Genomic DNA, 21,286 nt, shown 5'->3' with positions numbered 1-21,286 from the left:
GGACACTCTACGGCGCAACGCAATATAGTTCTCGATGGAGGGTCTGATCGAGCAATGTCGAGATTGAGAACTGCGTTCGACCTGGACGGCGTATGCGCAGCTAGCCTGACTCGGGGGTACATGATGGGGGTGTCTCGATGAGCGCCCGGCGCACCGCGCTGGTGGCGGTGTTCGTGTCGGCGGTCGTCTTGGTCGCCGGTTGCGGTGGGGCACCGGAGCCGTCGACGATTCCGGCGACCGCCGTCGCGCCGCCGCTGCCCGGTGCGGAGGCCATCACCTCGGCGCCGACCGCGGAAGGCACCGGTGGCTGCGATACCGAGGCGACCTTGGCGCCGACGAGTCAGCCGCGGCCCGGTGCGATGCCTGCCGGGTCGTCGATGGCCGCGATCGTCGCGAACGGCAGGCTGCGGGTCGGCGTCGACCAGAACACCTACATGTTCGGGTTCCGTAATCCGTCCACCGGACGGCTCGAAGGCTTCGACATCGACCTGGCGCGCGAGATCGCGCGCGACCTGTTCGGTGACCCCGACAAGATCGAACTGCGCTCTGTCGCCGCCGCCGACCGGATCCCGCTGCTGCAGGAGAAGAAGGTCGACATGATCGTGCGCACCTTCTCGGCGACCTGCGAACGCCGCCGTGACGTCGCCTTCTCCAGCGTCTATTACCGTGCGGCGCAACGCATCGCGGCACCGAAGGGCGCGGGGATCACGAATGCCGCCGGCCTGGCGGGCAAGCGGGTGTGTGTCACCAAGGGCACCACGGCGGCGGCGCCGCTGTTCTCGTTGCCGACGCCACCCAGTGTGCTCGGCGTGACCAACTGGACCGACTGCCTCGTCGCCCTGCAGCAGGGCACGGTCGACGCGATCAGCGGCGACGAGCCGATCCTCGCGGGACTGGTCGCCCAGGACCGCAACCTGGAGCTGGTCGGCGACCAGATCGGCACCGGCGCCTACGCGGTCGGCGTGCCGAAGGGCAGCGACGACCTGGTCCGCTTCGTCAACGGCGTGCTCGACCGCGCCCGCACCGACGGCACCTGGCAGCGGATCTACCAGCAGCATCTGGCGGTACTCGGCCCGTCGCCGGGCCCGCCGGTGCCCCGGTACGCGGGATGACCTGGCCGCTGCTCGGCATCGTCGAGATCGATCGCGAACTGACAGCGCGCACAGCGGAATTGGCGACCGTGACGACGACGCTGCTGGAACTGGACCGCCACCCCGGCCTTGCCCTGGTCCGCCGGTATCCGCCGACGGGGGAGACCGCGCGGCGCTGGGCGCGGGTGGAGCAGGCGCTCGGCGAACTCTGGGAGGACCTGGGCCGCGTGCGCGCCATCGTGTCCGAGGCCGAGCAGATCCGCGGCGGGCGTAGCCGGGTCGACGCCCGCGCCCGCGCCCGCCTCACCGCACTGCTGCGCGGCCGCCCGCACGAGATCGCCCGCATCCCGATTCCGCTGGCGCAGCGCGGACTCACCGGTCCCGCCGAAACGATCGTGACGGTCGGTATCGCGGATTCGCTGGAGCGCATGCGCGCCGCGTTCGCCTTCGTCGCGCCGTTCGCCGAGGAGGTCGAGGCGGTGGACCGGCGGGTCATCGGCGCGCTCGCTCCGCTGCAGCAGCGCGTCGAGCAGGCGCACGGCGCGCTGGACGCGGCGGCCGAACCGCTGGCGGCACTGTCGAGCCGGGCGGGAACGGACCCGCTCGGTTTCGCGCCGGACGAGGTCACCGCCGCACTCGCCGCGCTCACCGCACTGGTCGAGACCGAATCGGCCCGGCATGCCGAACATCTCGCGGTCGCGGCAGACCTGCCCGCCGCGGTCGAGACGCTGCGCAGGCAACTGACCGGGCTCGACGAGCTGCAGCGCCGCGCCGACGACACCGTCGCGCAGGCCGAACACGCCGTCGCCACGGGCGAACTACCCGGCGGCGGCGAACCGGCGGCGCGACTGCGCGCCGAGCTCGACACGCTCGGCCCGCACCCCACCCGCCCGACGGTGGAGTACCTGCTGGCCTTGCGCGCACGCGCCACCCAGGCGGGCGAAACCGCTACGCGGCGCGAGGAATTGGCGCGCGGCCTGCTGGACCGGCGGGCCGAGCTCCGCGGCAGGCTCACCGCCTACCGCGCCAAGGCGGCACGTCTGGGTGTCAGCGAGAACCGCGACGTCCTCGCCGCCGACCGCATCGCCACGGGCCTGCTCAGCCGGACACCATGCGATCTGGCCGCTGTCACCCGGGCGGTCGCGGACTATCGTTCGATCATCGGGGAGAAAGCGGGGCGGACAGCATGACATGTAGTGAACCGGGGTGCGGCGGCGCCGTCGAAGACGGCTACTGCGCCGTCTGCGGCACCGCCCCCGTGGCGAGCGCGCCACCGCCGGGCCCGGCGCCCGCGTCCAACGGCGGCCGGTCCTCGCGCACCACCGCACAGCCGCGCAACGGCACCCCGCCACCGGCATCTGGTGTCTGCGCCGAACCCGGTTGCGGCGGAACGATCGCCGACGGCTACTGCGAAACCTGCGGCACCGCCCCGACCGCCACCGCCGTGTACAGCCCGTCCGCGCCGACCGTCAGCGCGAGCGGACGCACGTCGAGCCGCTCGGTGCGCACCCACCGCTCCGGGTCGGCCCGCTCGGCCGCGCGCGGCAGGCTCGGCGCCGGCCTGGTCGAGGTGCCGCCGGTACCGCGCGTCGACCCGGCCACGGCGGTGCTCACCGACCCGCAGGTCCCCGAATCCGATCGCTTCTGCGGCAAGTGCGACAAGCCGGTCGGCCGCGGCCACGACGGTCTGCCCGGCCGCACCTCCGGGTTCTGCCCGCACTGCGGCACCCGCTACTCGTTCGTGCCGCGGCTGCGCGCGGGCGATCTGGTCGGCGGGCAATACGAGGTGGCCGGCGCGCTCGCGCACGGCGGTCTCGGCTGGATCTACCTGGCCGTCGACCACCGCGTCAACAAGCGCTGGGTGGTCCTCAAGGGCCTCATCGACACCGGTGACAGCGACGCGCTGGCGGCGGCACTGGCCGAGCGGCGGTTCCTGGCCGAGGTCGACCACCCCAACATCGTCAAGATCCACAACTTCACCGAACACGCCGACACCGACGGCGAGCCGGTCGGCTACATCGTCATGGCCTACGTCGGCGGCACCTCGCTCAAGCAGATCCTGCGCAAGCACCGTGCCGAGACCGACAACAGCTACCTGCCGCCCGCCCAGGCCATCGCCTACGTGCTGGAAATGCTGCCCGCGCTGGGCTATCTGCACGCCCGCGGCTGGGCGTACTGCGATTTCAAGCCCGACAACGTGATGCAGACCGAGGAACGGCTCGAGCTGATCGACCTCGGCGCCGTCATCTCCATGGACGACCGCACCAGCCCGATCTACGGCACCCTGGGCTATCAGGCGCCCGAGATCGCCGAGACCGGCCCCACCGTGGCGACCGAGGTCTACACCGCGGGCCGCACCCTGGCCGTGCTGATGATGCGGGTGGCCTCGGCCGACGGCAAGCTCGGTCCACTACCGACCCCCGACACCGAACCGCTTCTCGCCCAGCATGATTCGCTGCACCGGTTCCTGCTGCGGGCCACCGACGACGAGCCGCTTGCCCGCTTCGGCTCGATGGCGGAGATGGCCGATCAGCTCACCGGCGTGCTGCGCGAGGTGCTGGCCACCGGCGACGGCATCCCGCGCCCCGGCATGTCGAGCTCGTTCGGCCCGGCCCGCGCGGTCTTCGGCATCGACAGCCCCACACCCGAACCCGCCGCGCTCATCACCGGCCTGCCCGCCCCGCTGGTCGATCCGGGCGACAGCGGCGCCGCGCTGCTGGCCACCACCGACGCGGCGACCCCAGCGGAACTGGAGGCGGCGCTGACCGCGGGCCTGCGCGCCGTGGTCACCGGATCCGGTGAGTCGGTGGAGATTCCGCTGCGCCTGGTCCGCGCCGAACTGGAAGCAGGCGAACCCGAGGCCGCCCTGGCCCGCCTGGACGCACTGGCCGAGGAGCTGGAGTACGACTGGCGCCGGGTCTGGTATCGCGCGCAGGCCGCTGTGCTGACCGGTGACCATGCCACCGCCGCAGCCGATTTCGAGGCCGTCTACGCCGCACTGCCCGGCGAGCCCGCCCCCAAACTCGCGCTGGCGGCCGCGCTGGAACTCGGCGCCGAGGGCGACGAGGCCGACCTGCGCCGCGCACTCGCCCTCTACGAACTGGTGTGGCGCACCGACCACGCCTACCTCTCCGCTGCCTTCGGCGCCGCCCGCCTGCGCCGCGCGTCAGGCGACCGGACCGGTGCGGTGACGGTCCTCGACCAGGTGGACCGCACATCGTCGATGTTCACCGAGGCCAGAGTCTCCGCCGTCGAAACCCTGCTGGCGCGTAGAGACCCGGCCGATCTGGACGAGACACTGCTGCGCGAGGCGGGTGAGCGGGTCGAACGGCTGAGCCTGGACTCGCGCGCCCGCACCGCCCAGGTACGCATGCATGTGCTGGAGGCGGCACTGAGCTGGATCCGGTCGGGACAGCGACCGAGCGCGGCAGGCAAGCTGTTGGACGTGGAATTCACCGAGCAGGGAGTACGGACGGGGTTGGAACGATGCTTGCGGACATTGGCTCGGGAAGCCGACGACATGTGGACCCGGTTCGTGCTGGTGGATCAGGCGAACGTGGTGCGGCCGAGGACCACGCTGTGAGCGCGCCCGGTTGTCCGGACTGCGCGGGATCGGGCAGGGCGGGGCACCGCTTCTGCGAGGGGTGCGGTCGCGAACTCGGGGTGCGCAAAGTCGCGCTGCCGATCCACGATCCGGCCACTGTGCCGCAGTGCTCGACCTGTGGGGAACGACGCTACGAGGGCGGCCGCTGCGTGCAGTGCGGCAGCCCGAAGCCGGTTCCCGACCGATTCGAGGACGATCTCGGCACGGTCTACATCCTCACCGATCGCGGAATCAGTCACTCCCGCAACGAGGACGCCGTCGCCGCGGCCGTCCGGGACGGCGACGGCACGCGCGTCATCGTGGTCAGCGACGGCGTGTCCACCTCCCAGGACCCGCAGGCCGCCTCCGGCACCGCGGCCAGGGCCGGTGTCGACGCGGCACTGGCCGCGCTCGCCGACGGCCGCTCCGCGCAGGACAGCGCGATGGCAGGCCTGGCGACCGCCACCGCGGCCGTGCGCGGGATGTCCCGCTCGAGCGAATACGCGCCCTCCTGCACGTATGTGTCGGCGATCGTGCGCGAGACCACGGAGGGCACCGAGATCACCGTCGCCAATGTCGGTGACAGCCGCGCCTTCTGGCTCGCCGCGGGCGTCCCCACCGCCTCACGCAGGCTCAGCGTCGACGACTCCTGGGCCCAGGCACTCGTCGACGCGGGCGCCCTCGACGAGGAAGCCGCCATGCACGACCCCCGCGCGCACACCCTGCTGCGCTGGCTCGGCGCCGACGGCGGGGAGGCGCCGTGGTCGGCGCACTGCCTGCAGCGCATGGTCGCCACCGAACCGGGCACGCTGCTGCTGTGCAGCGACGGTCTGTGGAACTACCTGCCCGACGCCGTCTCCCTCGCCGGGTTCACCGTCGAGACCTCACCGCAGGCCGCTGCCCGCGCGCTCGCCGACTTCGCCTTGAACAGCGGCGGCAGCGACAACATCACGGTCGCGCTGGCCCCGGTGCCCGCGCCCGGCGCCGTCCCGCACGATCCAGGAGTGTCATGAGTTCTACAGGGACCGAAGGTATTTCGATCGCCGTCGACCAGAACGAGTTCCTCGCCGAAGGGGCGGGCGTGGTGGACGCGGTCCTCACGGTGACCACCGGCCCCGAGCTCGCCGTCGCCGCGACCCCGCCACCGCGGCTGGAGATCCTGATCATCGACTGCTCGGGCTCGATGGGCAACAAGCGCAAGTTCGAGAACGCGCGCAACGCCACCCGCACCGCCCTCGACGAGATCCCCGACGGCACCGCGTTCGCGATCATCGAGGGCACCGAACAGGCCAGGATGATCTACCCGACCGAGGGCATGTCCGTCCCCGCCGACCGCGGCAACCGCGGCGCGGCCCGCCGGGCACTGGACCGGCTCCGTCCCGACGGCGGCACCGCCATGGGTTCCTGGCTGGCACTGGCCCGCCAGGTCGCCGCCGCGCACCCCGGCGCGCAGGCACACGCCATCCTGCTCACCGACGGCAAGAACGAGCACGAGTCACCGGAGCAGCTGAGCACCGAACTCGACCGTGCCGAAGGCCTTTTCGTCTGCGACTGCCGCGGTGTCGGCGACGACTGGATGGCCGCCGACCTGCACAAGATCTCCTCGAAGCTGTCCGGCGACGCCGACATGGTTGCCGACCCCAAGGACCTGGCCGCCGACTTCGCGAAGATGATGCGCTCCTCGGTCGCCCGCGTGATCCCCGAGCTGACCTTGAAGGTGTGGACCCCGGCGGGCGCGCGGGTCAGGATGGTCAAGCAGGTCTCGCCGGTCCTGGAAGACCTCACCGCCCGCCGCGCCGACACCGGCCCGCAGGTGGGGGAGTACCCGCTCTCGTCCTGGGCGGCCGAGGAACGTGAATACCACGTGCAGATCGAACTGGAACCGGCCGCGCCAGGCCGCGAGAAGCTGGCCGCCCGGCTCAGCGTGCTGGCAGGCGACGACATCCTCGGCCAGGGTCTCGTGCGCGCGGTGTGGACCACCGACACCACGCTGTCCACCCGGATCAGCACCCGCGTCGCCCACTACACCGGGCAGGTCGAACTGGCCCAGGCCGTGCAGGAGGGTCTGGCGGCCCGCCGCAGCGGCGACCTGACCACCGCCACCGCCAAGCTGCGGCGCGCGGTGGAACTGGCGGCCGCGTCCGGCCACGAATCCACCGCCAAGCTGCTGCGCGGCGTGGTGGAGGTCGACGACCGCGACGGCACGGTCAAGCTGCGCGGCGAGGTCGCCGCCGCCGATGAACTCGCACTCGACATCCGCTCGACCAAGACGGCGCGGGTCCGGCCGGAGGGTTCCTGACATGCCGGTCTGCGCGGACGGACATCTGTCGCAGGCGACCGACTACTGCGATGTGTGCGGGTCCGCCCTGGACGGCGCTCCGGCGCCGGATCAGGCCCGACTGCGGCTGTGCCCGTCCTGCGCCACGCCGACCAGCGGCAGATTCTGCGAGGTCTGCGGACACGATTCGGCGCTGCCCGTACCCCCGCAGGCAGCGCCCGTCGAACACCGCGGTGCGGACCCGACCGTTCTCCGCACTCCCGGCCCGGACGAGGTCCACCCGACCGGCAGCGCGGCACCGGTCTGGGTCGCGCGAGTCTTCGCCGACCGCGACTTCTACGTCCGGGTCCGTGCGCGTAAGGGCCCCGATGCCGAGCGCGTCGATTTCCCCGACTTCTATCCCGAACGCCGGATCATCCTGCACGGCAACCAGTTCCTGATCGGGAAACGGTCGGCATCGCAGGGCATCGTGCCCGAGATCGACCTCGGCATCGCGCCGGTCGACATCGGGGTGTCGCGCGCGCATGCGATGATCCAGGTGGATCCGGGCGGCGGGCTCTCCATCACCGACCTCGGCTCCACCAACGGGACCAGCCTGGACGGCGCCGACGCGCCGATCGCACCCCAGGTCGCGGTCGCGCTGCGCGACGGCAGCCGGATCCATGTCGGCGGCTGGACCACCATCGCGATCGGCACCGGGCCATAGACGTATCTGTTCACCAAACCGTAGGGTCGGGACCATGACGAAGTTCGACGGGAAGACCTGCCTGATCACGGGCGCCGCCAGCGGTCTCGGTCGCGCCACCGCGTTCGCGGCCGCCGCCAAGGGCGCTGCCCTCGTGCTCACCGATATCACGGCGGACGCGCTCGACAAGACCGCCGCCGAACTGCGCACGGCGGGCGCGACGGTGCATCTGGCCCACGCCGCCGACGTCAGCGACCATTCCGCCGTCGTCGGCCTGGCCGCGCACACCTTCGAAGCCGTGCGCCACATCGACATCGTCATGAATGTCGCGGGCATCGCCACCTGGGGCACCGTCGACAAGCTCACCCACCAGCAGTGGCGCCGCACCGTCGACATCAACCTGATGGGCCCGATCCACGTCATCGAGGAGTTCGTCCCGCCGATGATCGCCGCCAAGCGCGGCGGCCATCTGGTGAACGTGTCCTCCGCGGCCGGCCTGTTCGGTCTGCCCTGGCACGCGCCCTACAGCGCCACCAAGTTCGGTCTGCGTGGCGTCTCGGAGGTCCTGCGATTCGATCTGCGCCGCCACAAGATCGGCGTCAGCCTGGTCTGCCCCGGCGCCATGGCGACCCCGATGGTCGACAGCCTCGATATCGCGGGCGTCGACCGCGACAGCGCCGCCCTGCAGAAGGCGATGAGCCTGTTCCTGCGCCACGCCGTCACCCCCGAGCAGGCCGCCGCCGCCGTCGTCAAGGGCGTCGAACGCAACCGCTACTGGGTCTACACCTCCCGCGACATCCACCTCGCCCACTGGGGCCAGCGCTACTTCCCCTTCGGCTACACGCTGGCCATGCGCGGCCTCAACGCGGCGATGACCAACTACGCCACCAAGAACGAACTGGTCCGCTGACAGGTCGAGCCCCGCATCGACCGATCCAGGACCCGACCACCGCGCCACGAGACCGCGCTGCGCCGCCTAGTGGACCAGGTCGGAGGGGTCGGTATTGGCTCCGCACAGGATGACGCAGACCCGTTCGCCAGGTTCGGGCCGATAGGCGGCGCCCGACCCGGTGTCGAGCAGGGCCGCCATCGCGGTGGCCGCACCGTTCTCGACCGCGAGGCGATGCTCGTCCCAGAGCTGCCTGCGGGCACGGCGGATCAGGTCGTCCCCGACCAGCACCGAGCGCACGCTCTCGTGCTGTGCGGCGGCCAGCGCCATCGCCGAAACATGCGGCGCGCCGAGGGAATCGGCCGCGATCGAGTCGACCGTGACGTCCACCGGCCTGCCCGCCTCGAGTGCCGCATTGAGCGAGCGGCAGTTCTCGGGCTCGACCGCCACCGTGCGTATCCCCGCATGCTGGGCGGCGATCGCCGTTCCGGTGAACAGGCCGCCACCGCCGACCGCGACCAGCACCGTGTCGAGATCGGGCACCCGCGCGTGGATCTCGCGCATGAGCGTGCCCGCGCCAGCGGCGATCAGCGGATGGTCGAAGGCGTGCGAGGAGAGCGCCCCGCTGGTGGCGGCGAACTCCTGGCATGCCGCCAGCGCCTGCTTGTACTCCGGACCGATCAGTCGCACCTCGGCGCCGTAGTCACGCAATCGATGGATCTTGACCGGGGGAGCGGTGTCGGGCAGGAACACCGTCGCGGGCACCCCGGCCTCGCGCGCGGCCCACGCGCACGCCAGCCCCGCGTTGCCGCCTGAGGCGATCGTCACACCGGCCGCGGGCAGCGTCCCCGCCGCCGCGTGCGCCCGCACGAAATTCTGCGCGCCGCGCGCTTTGAACGTGCCCGTGAACTGCAGGAACTCCAGCGCGAACCACAGCGGATCGGTGCCGGGAGCGGCCGGTGCGACGGTGACCGGGCGGACCAGCCCGTCGATCCGCGCGGCGGCCGCTTCGATGTCGTCATAGGTCGGTGTCACCACTCGACTATGCCACCGCCGACCGTGCTTCGGATCGGCCGCTGACCGGGCGAATTGTTACGGCGGGTTTACGCTGCCCCAAGCCTGGGTACATAACGGATCGGTAACAAGCTCGAAGACGGGATGTCGTGTCGGTCTGGGGGCGCGAACTCCCCAGTTATCCGGCGCACGTCCCGGCGTGTCAGCAAAGGATGTGCACATGAGCGAGCGCAACGAGCGGCGGAACAACACAGCCGCCTCGGCGGTCATGCCTGAACCTAGCCACAGCGAGGTGCGGGCATGAGCGCGAACTTGATGATCGTGGACGACGACGTCCAGATGCGCGGTGACCTACGTCGCGCGATGGAAGATGAAGGCTATGCCGTCGCCGAGGCCGGTGTCCCCGAGGACGCCCTCGACCGGCTGCGGATCGACGGCCCGCCCGATCTGATGATCGTGGACCTGATGCGGGGCGAGACCGACGGCTTCGACTGCATCAGGGAGATCCGCCGCGACCACGACGTGCCGATCATCGTGATCAGCACCAGGTACGACACCCACGATGTCGTCGCGGCCCTGGAAGCGGGTGCCGACGACTTCGTCAGCAAGCCGTTCGAGATCAAGGAGATCACCGCACGGATGCGCGCGTTGCGCCGCCGTGCCCGGATCACCGCCGATCGCGACACCACCCCGGAAGCCGTCCTCGACGCGCATCCGGACGCGCCACTGATCCTGGCCGCCGACGCGGGCGCCGTCCGCCGCGGGGCCGAGGAGATCCACCTCACCGTCACCGAATTCCGGTTGCTGTGCGAACTCGCCGAGACCCCCGGTCGCGTGCTCAGTCGCGCCGTGCTGCTCGAAAGAGTCTGGGACCAGGGCTTTTTCGGTGACGAGCGGATCGTCGACGTCCACGTGCGCAGGCTGCGCACCAAGATCGAACGCGACCCGTCCGACCCGCGCATCGTCGTCACCGTGCGTGGACTCGGCTATCGGCTCGATCCGCAATCGCAGTAAAAGACTCGTCATACAACTGCAAAGAGCTCGACACAAAGACCGCAAAGTCGGTTCGACACTGTGGATGTATGCCTTCGTCCACCATGTCCAGCGAATCCGCTACCGCCCCTGCGGTTCTCGGTGCGGAACCGACACTGCGACCCCCACGACTGGGTGACGGAGCCCAGCTGTGGCGGATCGCCCGCGACTCGCAGGTGCTCGACGTCAACTCCAGTTACGCCTACCTGCTGTGGTGTCGTGATTTCGCCGCGACGTCGATCGTCGCCGAATGCGACGGTCGCGCCGTGGGATTCGTCATCGGCTACGTCCGCCCGGAAGCGCCGGACACCGTGTTCGTCTGGCAGATCGCCGTCGACGCCGAGTTCCGCGGCCGCGGCCTGGCCGCCACGATCCTGCACGCGCTGCTGGATTCCGTGGCACCCGCGGGTATCACCACGCTGGAAACCACGATCTCACCCGGCAACACCGCCTCCCAGGCGCTGTTCGCCGCGGTGGCCCGAGAGCGCGGTGCGGGTTTGCGCACCGACTCTTTGTTCGAAACGCACGATTTCCCCGATTCACACGAGGCCGAGCTGCTGTATGTCATCGCACCCGCTCAGCGCCAGGAGGAACGACGATGATCACGACCACCGATACCAGCATTTTCGAGGCGATGGAATCGAATGTGCGGGGATACTGCCGTGACTGGCCCGCCGTCTTCGCCACCGCCGAGGGCGCCTGGCTGCGCGACGAGGAGGGTCGCGAATACCTCGACTTCTTCGCCGGCGCCGGCGCGCTGAACTACGGCCACAACAACCCGGTGCTCAAGCGGGCGCTGCTGGACTATGTGGCCGGCAACGGCATCACCCACGGCCTCGACATGTCGACCGTCGCCAAACGTGAACTGCTGGAGACCATTCGCGACACGCTGCTGTCGCCGCGTGGCCTCGACTACAAGGTGCAGTTCCCCGGCCCCACCGGCGCCAACGCCGTCGAGGCCGCGCTCAAGCTGGCCCGCAAGGTCACCGGCCGCAAGACGGTGCTCAGCTTCACCAACGCCTTCCACGGCATGACCCTCGGCGCGCTGTCGGTGACCGGCAACGCCGCCAAGCGGGCAGGCGCCGGTGTGCCGCTCGAGCACGCCACCCCGATGCCGTACGACGGCTACTTCGACAACACCATCGAGGACTTCGGCTGGATGCAGCGCGTCCTCGACGACAGCTCCTCCGGTTTCGACCGCCCCGCCGCGGTGATCGTGGAGACCGTGCAGGGCGAGGGCGGCGTCAACCTGGCCCGCGCGGAATGGCTGCGTCACCTGGCCGGACTCTGCGCCTCGCGCGACATCCTGCTCATCGTCGACGACGTCCAGATGGGCTGCGGCCGCACCGGCCCGTTCTTCTCCTTCGAGATCGCCGGCATCACCCCCGACATCGTCACCCTGTCCAAGTCGATCGGCGGCTACGGCCTGCCGATGGCGCTGGTACTGCTCAAGCCCGAGCACGATCAGTGGGCACCGGGTGAGCACAACGGCACCTTCCGCGGCAACAACCCCGCCTTCGTCACCGCGACGGCCGCCCTGCGCGAGTACTGGTCCGACGACCGCCTCGCCCAGCACACCGCCGCCAACGGCGAATACATCGGCAGGAAGCTGTCCACGGTCGCCGATCGCTACGAGGGCGTGAGCACCCGCGGCCGCGGCATGGTGCACGGCATCGTCTTCGACGACCCGTCGCAGGCGGGCAAGGTGTGCCGCACCGCGTTCGAACAGGGCCTGCTGGTGGAGACCTCGGGATCGATGGACGAGGTGGTGAAGCTGCTGCCGCCGTTGACACTCGGCAGCGACGAGCTGGACCGCGGCCTGTCCGTGCTGTCGGCCTCGATCGACGCCGTCTGTGGAGGTGCCGCATGATCGTGCGCACCACCGCCGAGATCACCGGCACCGACCGTGATGTGGCAGGCCCCGGCTGGCGCAGCAAGCGCATCGTGCTCGCGGGCGACCGGGTCGGGTTCTCCTTCCACGAGACCACGATCGAGGCCGGGACCGTCCACGAGTTCCACTACCAGAACCATGTCGAAGCGGTCTGGCTGATCGAGGGCGAGGGCAGTCTGCTCGATCTCGACAACCAGACCGTCCACCAGCTCGGCCCCGGCTCGATGTACCTGCTCGACGGTCACGAACGTCATCAGGTGAACGCGCGCACCCGGTTGCGGATGCTGTGTGTGTTCAATCCGCCGGTCACCGGCCGCGAAATACACGATGAGAACGGGGTGTATCCGCTCGTCGTCGAGGAGGAGGCAGCAAGTGTCTGATCGGTCCGACCGCTACCCGACCCGGCTGACCGAGCCGGCGCCACATCTCGAGCGCACCGACCCCACCGTGTGGGGCCGGATCACCTCGCCCGAGCTGACGGGGTTCGACGCCAACGGCTTCGCGGTGATCCCCGACCTGCTCAGCCCCGACGAGGTGGCGGCGTTCGGTGCGGAGGTCGGTCATCTCGCCGCCGATCCCGTGCTCTACGGCGACGAGCGGGTCGTGGTGGAACCGGTGGCCGGGCAGGTGCGTTCGGTGTTCCAGGTGCACCAGCTCAGCAAGCCGATCGCGGAGCTGCTGACCGAATCGCGGATCGTCGGCCTCGCCGAGCAGATCCTCGGTTCGGCGGTGTACCTGCACCAGAGCCGGGTGAACTACATGCCCGGCTTCGGTGGGAGCGGATTCGGCTGGCACTCGGATTTCGAGACCTGGCACGCCGAGGACGGCATGCCCGCGCCACGGGCGGTGAGTCTGTCGATCGCGCTGACCGACAACTTCCCGTTCAACGGCAGTCTCATGCTGATGCCAGGCTCGCACCGCACCTTCGTGCCGTGCCTGGGTGAGACACCCGACGGCCACTATCGGGAGTCGTTGCAGGAGCAGCGGATCGGGGTGCCGACGAACGACGACATCACCTTCCTCGCCGCTCGCTTCGGCATCACCCAGTTCACCGGGCGAGCAGGTTCGGCGCTGCTGTTCGACTCGAACATGATGCACGGTTCGTCGAACAACATCACGCCGTTCCCGCGGTCGAACATCTTCCTGGTGTTCAACAGCGTGGAGAACGCGCTGGCCGAGCCATACGCGGCGCCCCGGCGCAGGCCGGCGCACATCGCGGCCCGTGAGGTCACCCCGGTGCGTGCGGCGCCGGAAGCGGTGGCGGCGCTGGCGGATCAGGCGCGCTAGCGCGGAAGTTCGGTGAGGGAGGCCGCGGCCCGCGGATCATCGTGGGCCGCGGCCTTCCACCAGTGTTCGGCCCCAGCGCGGTCACCCGCGCGCAACAGCAGCACGCCGAGATCGTAGGCGGCGCCGCTGTGTCCCGCCTCGGCGGCCTGGGTCAGCAGGGCGCGCGCCGAATCGTGTTCACCGCGTTCGTTCATCGCGGTCCCCAGGTCGTAGAGCGCACGCCCGAATCCCTGCCCGCCGGACGCCTGCGGCGCGCGCAGGGTCGGCGGTGCGATGCCGGGCGCGGTATCGACAGGAGGATCGGGTGCGATGGGTGGGGGAGCCGGCGGTGCGTGGCTCCCTGTCCGGAACTCGGGCGGGACAGGCATCGGGGGATCGGACGGCAGGACGGTCGGTGCGCTGGGCGCAGGTGGCATGACTACCGGCGCCGAGGGACGTCCCTGCATGATGGCTGGTGCCGAGGTCGGGGGCGGCACGTCGGGTGTCGGTGGAACTGGCTGCATGGCGGCAGGTTCCGGGGGAACAGGCGGCACCGGGGTCTGAACCGGAGCAACGGCGGCTGGGGCCGGGGGAGCAGGCGGCATCGGGGTTTGAACCGGAGCAGCGGCGGCTGGGGCCGGGGGAGCAGGCGGCATCGGGGTTTGAACCGGAGCAGCGGCGGCTGGGGCCGGGGGAGCAGACGGCACCGGGATCTGAAGCGAAGCAACGGGCGCCATGGTGTCTGGGGCCGGGGCTGTCGGCGGTCTGAAGGCCGAATCCGGCGGACCAGCTGGCGTGGCGGCCGATTCCGGCGAACTCGCAGACATGGCGGCCGAAACCGCGGCACCGGCGAGCATGGCGGCCGTGATCGCCGGCGTGGGCGGCATCGTGACCGGCGCGAAGGGGGTGTGTGGCGTCGCGGCCGCATCCGGCGGACCAGCGGACATGGCGGTCGAAACCGGGAAACCGGCGAGCATGGCGGCCGTGATCGCCGGCGTGGGCGGCATCGTCACCGGCGCGAAAGGGGTATGCGGCGTGGCGGCCTGGATCGACGGGGCCGCGGTCGACACCGGTGGCGGCACGAACGGCGCGGGATCCGGCGCCGGAACCGTGGTCAGTTCCACGACGAGCTCGTTGAAATCCGGTGTGCCTGGCCCGGTACTGCACCACAGCGTCGCCGCGCGGCCGGGCAGCAGGTCGACGACCATTCCGTAGTTACCGGTCCAGGACTGTTGTGTCCCGGACTCGGCCACCCAGACCGGGGTGAGGGTGAACAGTGCCTCGGGCCCGTCCGCGGTCACCGGGATGTCGACCCCGGCGGCGAGGGCGTCGTACCAGATGTCGACGCCTTGCAACGATTTCCCGCCGAGGCGGACATGCGCCTCCTGCACGGTGAGACCGAGACCGAGACCGGAGACCTCGGCGGGCGGCATCACCGACACCGCACGCAATCGCACCATGGTCGTGCCCTCGGGTAGTGCCTCGGCGTACATCGGATACACGGCGGCGCCACACCAGTCGATCGGGTCGGCGCTGGTATAGCGCTGTTCGAGCGGGATCGGATCGCCAGCAGGTTGCGCGCCGGGATCATTCATCGGTGCAGGCCCACCCTTTCCGCGTTCGACCCCCAATGCGGCGTCTGGCGCTGGCCGCGGTTGCGCGCTACACCGTACTCGTGTCTACGCGATACCGCGACCCCTTTCCGCGCAACGCTCCGGCGAACCGGCCGACCTTGGCCCGGATCGCGGATCCGGATGGTCGGCAACGGGATTCGCCGGGACGTGGCCGGCACATCGTCGGCCAGTGGGCTAGACGGCGACCGCTTCGCCGATCTCCTCCTCGACCGCGGCGGGCGCGACCGGTTCGGGCGCGTAGCGCGCCTCGTGTTGTCCGGCGACCACGATCAGCACCACACCGACCGCGAGCCACGCGAAGAGCCCGAGCAGGCGCGCCCCGAACCCGGCGGCAGTGTCGAAGTAGAGCAGGCTGCGCAACCCCTCCACGAAGTCGGCGCCGTTCCAGAACGAGTGCAGCGCACCGAAGAACCCGTTCTGCAGCTGCGGCCCGTAGACACCACCCGAGGTGGTGAAGTTCAGCATCACGAACAGCGTGATGAGCGCGAGCGTGGTCCAGCGCTTCAGGAAGGTGTGCAACCCGATGCCGATCAGGATGATGCCCGCGCTGTAGAGCCACGCGATACCGAACACGGCGGCGTAGTCGTGGTCGATCACACCGAACACCGGTCCGGCGACGAGGATGCCGATGAGGCTCACCACCAGCGCGGTGACCACGCCGACCGCCGCGCGCACCCGCATCCGCAATGTCGTGCCCGCGGCGCCGATCACCGCGACACTGCCGTAGGCGCCGACGCTCAACGCGACCAGCAGGAAGAACAACCCCTGCCCGGTCGGATCCCCGCCGGCCTTCGTGGTCACATCGGTGACGACCAGCGGCACGCCCTGATGATCGGACACCTGCCGGAAGACCACCTCGGCCGCCATGGCGGTGGTGTCGGAGCCCGCCGTGGCGACGAGCAGTTCGGGACGCTGCGCGTCGGGCACGTACGCGGCGACGAGGTCACGGTTGTCCAGCGCGTCGATCGCCGCGTGGCGGGTGGGCACCGTGATGATGTCGACGCCGTCACCGGCTTTGTCCTTCATCGTCTGCGCCAGCACCATCGACTCCGGGGAATCGCCGACGACGGCCAGCTCGAGATGGTTCGGCGTCGGCTGGTGGAACGCGCCGAGATACGCGAAGGCCATGCCGAGGCACATCAGCAACGGAGTCAGCAGATGTCCGGCGACGTGCCGGAGCTGGGTGCGAGTCATCGAGGAGAATCTCCAAACGGTTGGTAAATGCAACTATATATTGTTGTATCGTACAACTATGAACGCGCGAGACACAAGAGCCGACGCCGTCGACGCCATCCAGCGGGAGCTCACCGCCTTCGCCCGGCGCGCCCGCGGCCGCGCCGCCGAACTGCACCCCGAGCTGAGCCTGGTCGCCTACAGCATCCTCGACCTGATCCTGGAGCGCGGCGGATGTCAGGCCACCGACCTGGCCGAACAGTTCCTGCTCGACAAGTCGACGGTCAGCAGGCAGGTCGGTGCCCTGGAGAAGCTCGGCTACCTCGAACGCGAGGTCGACCCCGGCAACCGGCGCAACCACATCCTGCGCGCCACCGCGCAGGGGAGGTCGGTCGCCAAGGAGGCGGAGCGCCGCCGCCGGGAGGCCTTCACCGCCCGATTCGCCGACTGGACCGACGCCGATGTCGAGGCGATGGCGTCCTTTCTCATCCGCTACAACCGCGGCGACTGACCCGCATCCCGCAGACCCCACGGTCGGCCCCGGCAACCTCGCGACCACGCCGGATCGGGCATCCGGCTGGCTATTGCGCACGTCACCGCCGCCGCCGGGCGATGACGCGGTATAGCACGCGAGTCGGTATAGTCGCCGCGGATGAGTAGTGACACCACCCACCCTGTGCAGCAGTGTTCCCCACGCCCGATCAATCGAGCATGGTGGCTGGTGCCGGTGTTGCTCACGGTTGTATCGATCGCGTGCGTGCGCATCCCGCTCTGGCCGTTCGAGCAATATTCCGGCGGTTTCATCGACCTGCAGGTGTATCGCCTCGGCATCGAGGCCATGCGCGACGGCGCCGACATGTACGGCCAGCTGCCCAAGACCTCCGCCGGGATCGGCCTGCCGTTCATCTATCCGCCGTTCGCCGCGATCGCGCTCGCGCCGTTCGCGCTGCTGTCCTGGAGTGCGGCGAAAGTCCTCTATGTCGTGGCGTCGATCGCCGCGCTCGGCTGGACCCTGTTCCTCGTCGCCCGGCGCTACCACCGCGAGAGCCGCCAGGCCGCGCTGCTGCTGACCGCGTGCGCGCTGCCCGCGGCCATGCTGCTGGAACCGGTGCGATCGACCATCGACTTCGGCCAGGTCAACCTGCTGCTGATGGTGCTCGTCGCCACCGACTGCCTGCTCCCCAAGACCCGCTACCCGCGCGGCATGCTCATCGGCCTCGCTGCCGCGATCAAGCTGACCCCCGCCGCGTTCGTCCTGTTCTTCCTGGTCCGCAAGGACTACAAGGCCGCCGCCACCGCAGCCGCCACCGGCGCGATCGCCACGATCGCCTCCTTCGCGCTGCTCCCCGGCGAATCCACCCGCTACTGGTTCGGCGGCCTCGGCAACGTCTCCGGCCTGAGCGGCTCGGCCTTCCACACCAACCAGTCCATCCAGGCCGTCCTGGCCCGCCTGCACGTCACCGGACTCCCGTTCGACGCCCTCTGGCTCGTCTTCGGCGCCCTCCTGCTCGTCCTCGTCGTCGCCGCCATGCGCAAGGCCGCCGACGCCCCCGCGATCGCCCTGGCCCTCAACGCGGTCTTCACCCTCCTGCTCTCACCCATCTCGTGGTCCCACCACTGGGTCTGGATCGCCCCCGCCCTCCTCGCCATCGTCTGCCACGCCCGCACCCTCCCCGCGAGCAGCGCCCGCGGCTGGTACGCCACGGCAGTCGCAGTAGCCGCCGTCTTCGTCATAGCCCCCCACAGCTTCCTCCCCGACGGCGAACACCGAGAAACCTCCTGGGCCTGGTGGCAACACCTCGTCGGCGACACCTACGTCTGGCTCGCCGTCGCTTTGGTTGCCCTCTTCCTCCTCACCGGGCGGCGGCCTGCGGCAAATACGGCGGCGGAGTCCGCCAAGGTTGAGGAGCCCGCCCGCGCTGCCTAGCGGGGGAGGGCCGTACAGAGGGTGTGGTCGGGGCGGCCCGTCCATGCGTGGGTATAACCGAGAAGCCTCGACCCGCGCAGCTCGTCCCGTGCACCCTCTCCTGCCGCACGGCCGATCGCCGACCCCCGGCAAGAGCGGGAGCTTTGTCCCCGCGGTCGTCGGCGTTGCGCGAGGGCGGATGTTGTGTGGATACGAAGAAGGCCCCGATCATCTGATCGGGGCCTTCTTTTGTGTCCGGAGGGGGACTTGAACCCCCACGCCCTAATACGGGCACTAGCACCTCAAGCTAGCGCGTCTGCCATTCCGCCACCCGGACTTGCTGGTGTGCCAAAAGATTATCCGACGCGGTGGCGGAAACCAAATCGCCTAGGTGACCTGCCGTTTTGTCGCAAGATCGCGATGAGTCAAGGCGGAGCAAATGTTCGCGGAGGGGCGATTTCGAACTAGTCGGCGGGCGACCTCGGCTCGCGAGGCTCCCGCGAGGGTTTCGACAGCGTGTGACGGACGTTGTGATCTTGGTCGCGGATGTGGGGTCGCCGAGCTCGGTTGTCCCCAAGGACCTCCTGAGCGTCCGCGCCGTTTATCGCCGCTACCAGCGCATGCGCTGACGAGGCATGTTGATCCGAGTGAGTTTGTCGCGGTCGGGTCCGGCCAGTGGTCTGGATCGGGCAGACCCGGTGCAGGCCTCATATGCCGCGGCGCAAGCGATCGGTGGTGGCTGCACATACGAGGACGTCGATCTCGGCACCGAGGACGTCGTTCTGGCCTTCTCCCATGGCGCATGCTGTCGGCTTGTGCTACGGCATGACTATGCCGATTTGCTATGGCCAGACCCTGGTGTTGCAGGACCTTGGGCTATCTGGTCAGGAGCTGGTCGTCGGCTCGCAAGTTCAGGTCGAACAGGACCGGGGTCGCAGCCATCGTCCAAGTGCCCGCGCATCGGTCGATCAGGTCGAGCGCAACGTGAGGACGACAACGGCATCGATCACCTGTATCGGCGGCTTATCAGTCCTTTCAGCGCACTGTAGGCGTCGGCGACCACCTGTTTGGCTGTGTCACCCAAGCTTGCTGTGGCGCCCGCTGCGATGCCGCCACGATCAACGTCACCGGTTCCATCCCGCCGGCCCTCCCCAACCTGGGCACGGCCGCTGGACCCTGTCGCCCGCCAACCTAGTCCGAAACCTATACAGCGCAGAAAGATTCGGGTGCGGGTACTTGGCCTCGGTGGCGGTCCGCTCTCCACTCGTCGGCCCTTCGCCGCGTACCCCGACGACGCCGGCAACCTTGTAGGTGGGGCAGCGATGACCTGTGCTCACCGTGTGTGGCCGGTCTGCCGTTCGTGGCTTTGCTGGAAGACTGGATTGTGATGGCTGACGCAACCGGCGAGCCACCGAATACTGCAGGTTCGCGATACGGCTATGCCCTCCAGTCAAATAGGAACAGTTACACGCCCAGATCGCTCGAACGGGCCCTACAGTGTGGTTGCCATCAACCTCCGGTTGGCGCCCAGGGTCCCTGCGTCGTCGAGCCACGCAATGCCGGTACGAAAGCCTGTATCGGGGACGAGAATTTTCACGATGCAGGGGGACGTTTGGTCGCCGGTGGAGGCGGCGAGGTCGGCTGCGGTGTCGAGCGCGCCTTCGTCTCCGAATATCCGGACTTTGATGTTGTTGCCCGTCTGGTCGCCGATCTCGGGCAGGAAGCGCTCAGACCAAGCGACGCGGAACCCTTGGCCATTCGTTGCTACCGCTGCCGGTTGGCCGGCTACCCCGTTTCCGTCTCGGTGGGTGACGTTGAAGGTACGAAGGATATCTCCGGCTGGGTTGAACACGGTGGCCACCAGAGTTTCCTGTTCTCCTTCGCCGGGGACGGTGTGCGCGAGGACGAAATGGCCGGACTCGCTGCCCGGTAGCGGGTCGAGGAAAGTCATGGACATCTGTCCGCCATTGCGAATGTTCGGCGCCTTCTCTGTCCCGGGTTTGTGTCCGTTCGGGGCGAAGATTCGCAACCGCGTCCGGATCGTTGCGTCGCTATCGCCGCCGCGCCATGCAATCGCAAAGCTGTTGTTCTGCAAGCTCGCCGCGGCCAGCGGGCCGGTGTTGACCGGATGTCCCTCGTCAACTCTGACTTCGCCACGCAATTGAAGATCAGGTGAGAAGAACGCTGCCCGGACGCCTTCATCGAGGCGGGAGCTGACCCATGCCACGACTACGGTCCGGTCCGGCAGTCGAGCGATCACCGGACGGTGATCTGCGTTGACAGTGGTGCTGCTGACCAGGCGCTCCTGGCCGATCTGGCTGCCATCGTTGCTGAACTGCTGCAGCAGTAGCCGCGGATTTGGTTCCTTGGTCATCCACGCGATGACGAAGCCACCTGCAGCCATGGCAGCAACAGGATGAACTGAACCATGGGTCTGATTGACCTGGAACTCGTCGGTCGCGGGTTGGCCGTCGGCGGTCAGGATGCGTGCCTTGATATTGACAAGGGTGGAATCGCTCCACACCACCACGAATCCGCCGTTGCCGGTGCCGGTGATCGACGGCGTGACACCAGAGGCAGTTTCGGCAACAAGTACTTCACCCATCGCAGTTTTCCTTTCTCGGGGAATCCTTTGTCCACTCACCGGACCCGGTCAACCGTTGATGGTGGCGATTGCGTCCGCCGAGGGCCTGTAGCGGGTCGATCCGGCCCGCGCCGTCCCAGATCCGCGACGGCTCTTGACCGCTGACGCGTGGCGACCTGTTACGGCATCCCGGTCCGCAAACGGAACAACGATCACCCTCCCGCTCTCAGCTGGGCGGGACACGAGTAAGGCACTACCTC

At 69.4% G+C, this 21,286-nt stretch carries 18 protein-coding genes and 1 tRNA gene; 14 read left to right on the top strand and 5 right to left on the bottom strand.

Annotated elements, in window-relative coordinates; all coding sequences use genetic code 11:
* The first annotated feature begins 137 nt into the window (after positions 1 to 137).
* The 7 genes from ACWF82_RS27105 to ACWF82_RS27075 are packed head-to-tail and all read left to right on the top strand — an operon-like array spanning position 138 to position 8,547.
* On the top strand, positions 138 to 1,112 hold the full coding sequence (locus tag ACWF82_RS27105) for a glutamate ABC transporter substrate-binding protein (protein WP_452505612.1): 975 nt from the start codon (positions 138 to 140) through the stop codon (positions 1,110 to 1,112).
* A complete protein-coding gene (locus ACWF82_RS27100; RefSeq protein WP_452505611.1) occupies positions 1,109 to 2,281 on the top strand; it encodes a hypothetical protein in 1,173 nt (390 codons plus the stop codon). Before ACWF82_RS27105 ends, ACWF82_RS27100 begins: the two co-directional genes overlap by 4 nt.
* Positions 2,278 to 4,674, top strand: a complete 2,397-nt coding sequence (locus tag ACWF82_RS27095) for a tetratricopeptide repeat protein (protein WP_452505609.1) — start codon at positions 2,278 to 2,280, stop codon at positions 4,672 to 4,674. Before ACWF82_RS27100 ends, ACWF82_RS27095 begins: the two co-directional genes overlap by 4 nt.
* Positions 4,671 to 5,687: a PP2C family protein-serine/threonine phosphatase gene (locus ACWF82_RS27090; RefSeq protein ID WP_452505606.1), complete on the top strand. Its 1,017-nt coding sequence runs from the start codon at positions 4,671 to 4,673 to the stop codon at positions 5,685 to 5,687. Before ACWF82_RS27095 ends, ACWF82_RS27090 begins: the two co-directional genes overlap by 4 nt.
* Positions 5,684 to 6,973 carry a vWA domain-containing protein gene (locus tag ACWF82_RS27085; RefSeq protein WP_452505604.1) on the top strand — a complete coding sequence of 430 codons (1,290 nt, stop codon included), beginning with the start codon at positions 5,684 to 5,686 and terminating at the stop codon, positions 6,971 to 6,973. Before ACWF82_RS27090 ends, ACWF82_RS27085 begins: the two co-directional genes overlap by 4 nt.
* Before the next feature lies 1 nt (position 6,974).
* Positions 6,975 to 7,658, top strand: coding sequence for an FHA domain-containing protein (locus ACWF82_RS27080; protein WP_452505602.1), 684 nt, complete (start codon positions 6,975 to 6,977; stop codon positions 7,656 to 7,658).
* A gap of 34 nt (positions 7,659 to 7,692) precedes the next feature.
* Positions 7,693 to 8,547, top strand: a complete 855-nt coding sequence (locus ACWF82_RS27075; protein WP_452505600.1) for an SDR family oxidoreductase — start codon at positions 7,693 to 7,695, stop codon at positions 8,545 to 8,547.
* A gap of 66 nt (positions 8,548 to 8,613) precedes the next feature.
* Here ACWF82_RS27075 and ACWF82_RS27070 read toward each other — a convergent pair whose 3' ends face one another.
* Complete coding sequence (locus tag ACWF82_RS27070; protein WP_452505598.1) at positions 8,614 to 9,561, bottom strand: threonine/serine dehydratase; 948 nt, start codon at positions 9,559 to 9,561, stop codon at positions 8,614 to 8,616.
* A gap of 279 nt (positions 9,562 to 9,840) precedes the next feature.
* On the opposite strand from ACWF82_RS27070, the gene ACWF82_RS27065 reads away from it, so the two are divergent.
* From ACWF82_RS27065 to thpD, 5 genes are all read left to right on the top strand, one after another.
* Entirely contained in the window at positions 9,841 to 10,554 is a 714-nt protein-coding gene (locus ACWF82_RS27065) for a response regulator transcription factor (protein ID WP_379307358.1), read from the top strand.
* Between the two features lie 68 nt (positions 10,555 to 10,622).
* The gene (ectA, locus tag ACWF82_RS27060; protein ID WP_452505596.1) at positions 10,623 to 11,174 is read left to right on the top strand and encodes a diaminobutyrate acetyltransferase; all 552 of its coding nucleotides are present in this window, start codon (positions 10,623 to 10,625) and stop codon (positions 11,172 to 11,174) included.
* Positions 11,174 to 12,442, top strand: a complete 1,269-nt coding sequence (gene ectB, locus ACWF82_RS27055; RefSeq protein WP_452505691.1) for a diaminobutyrate--2-oxoglutarate transaminase — start codon at positions 11,174 to 11,176, stop codon at positions 12,440 to 12,442. The genes ectA and ectB overlap by 1 nt, the downstream gene beginning before the upstream one ends.
* Entirely contained in the window at positions 12,439 to 12,843 is a 405-nt protein-coding gene (locus ACWF82_RS27050) for an ectoine synthase (protein ID WP_189022653.1), read from the top strand. The genes ectB and ACWF82_RS27050 overlap by 4 nt, the downstream gene beginning before the upstream one ends.
* Positions 12,836 to 13,750, top strand: coding sequence for an ectoine hydroxylase (gene thpD, locus ACWF82_RS27045; RefSeq protein WP_452505594.1), 915 nt, complete (start codon positions 12,836 to 12,838; stop codon positions 13,748 to 13,750). Before ACWF82_RS27050 ends, thpD begins: the two co-directional genes overlap by 8 nt.
* Here thpD and ACWF82_RS27040 read toward each other — a convergent pair.
* A complete protein-coding gene (locus ACWF82_RS27040; protein WP_452505592.1) occupies positions 13,747 to 15,324 on the bottom strand; it encodes a hypothetical protein in 1,578 nt (525 codons plus the stop codon). The two genes, thpD and ACWF82_RS27040, sit on opposite strands and share 4 nt — an antisense overlap.
* A 213-nt stretch (positions 15,325 to 15,537) precedes the next feature.
* Positions 15,538 to 16,557: a hypothetical protein gene (locus tag ACWF82_RS27035; protein ID WP_452505590.1), complete on the bottom strand. Its 1,020-nt coding sequence runs from the start codon at positions 16,555 to 16,557 to the stop codon at positions 15,538 to 15,540.
* Positions 16,558 to 16,615: 58 nt separating this feature from the next.
* Here ACWF82_RS27035 and ACWF82_RS27030 point away from each other — a divergent pair, with 58 nt between their 5' ends.
* Positions 16,616 to 17,047: a MarR family winged helix-turn-helix transcriptional regulator gene (locus ACWF82_RS27030; RefSeq protein ID WP_452505589.1), complete on the top strand. Its 432-nt coding sequence runs from the start codon at positions 16,616 to 16,618 to the stop codon at positions 17,045 to 17,047.
* 141 nt (positions 17,048 to 17,188) lie between these two features.
* A complete protein-coding gene (locus ACWF82_RS27025; RefSeq protein ID WP_452505587.1) occupies positions 17,189 to 18,463 on the top strand; it encodes a glycosyltransferase 87 family protein in 1,275 nt (424 codons plus the stop codon).
* Positions 18,464 to 18,694: 231 nt separating this feature from the next.
* On the opposite strand, the gene ACWF82_RS27020 is transcribed toward ACWF82_RS27025, so the two are convergent.
* Both ACWF82_RS27020 and ACWF82_RS27015 read right to left on the bottom strand, forming a co-directional pair.
* Positions 18,695 to 18,779 (bottom strand) — tRNA-Leu (locus tag ACWF82_RS27020).
* 1,155 nt (positions 18,780 to 19,934) lie between these two features.
* The gene (locus ACWF82_RS27015; protein ID WP_452505585.1) at positions 19,935 to 21,047 is read right to left on the bottom strand and encodes a hypothetical protein; all 1,113 of its coding nucleotides are present in this window, start codon (positions 21,045 to 21,047) and stop codon (positions 19,935 to 19,937) included.
* Positions 21,048 to 21,286 lie beyond the last annotated feature (239 nt).

The organism is Nocardia sp. NPDC055053 (assembly GCF_053608285.1).
Note: the sequence above shows the minus strand (reverse complement) of the source record. Positions and strands in the feature narration are given on the sequence as shown.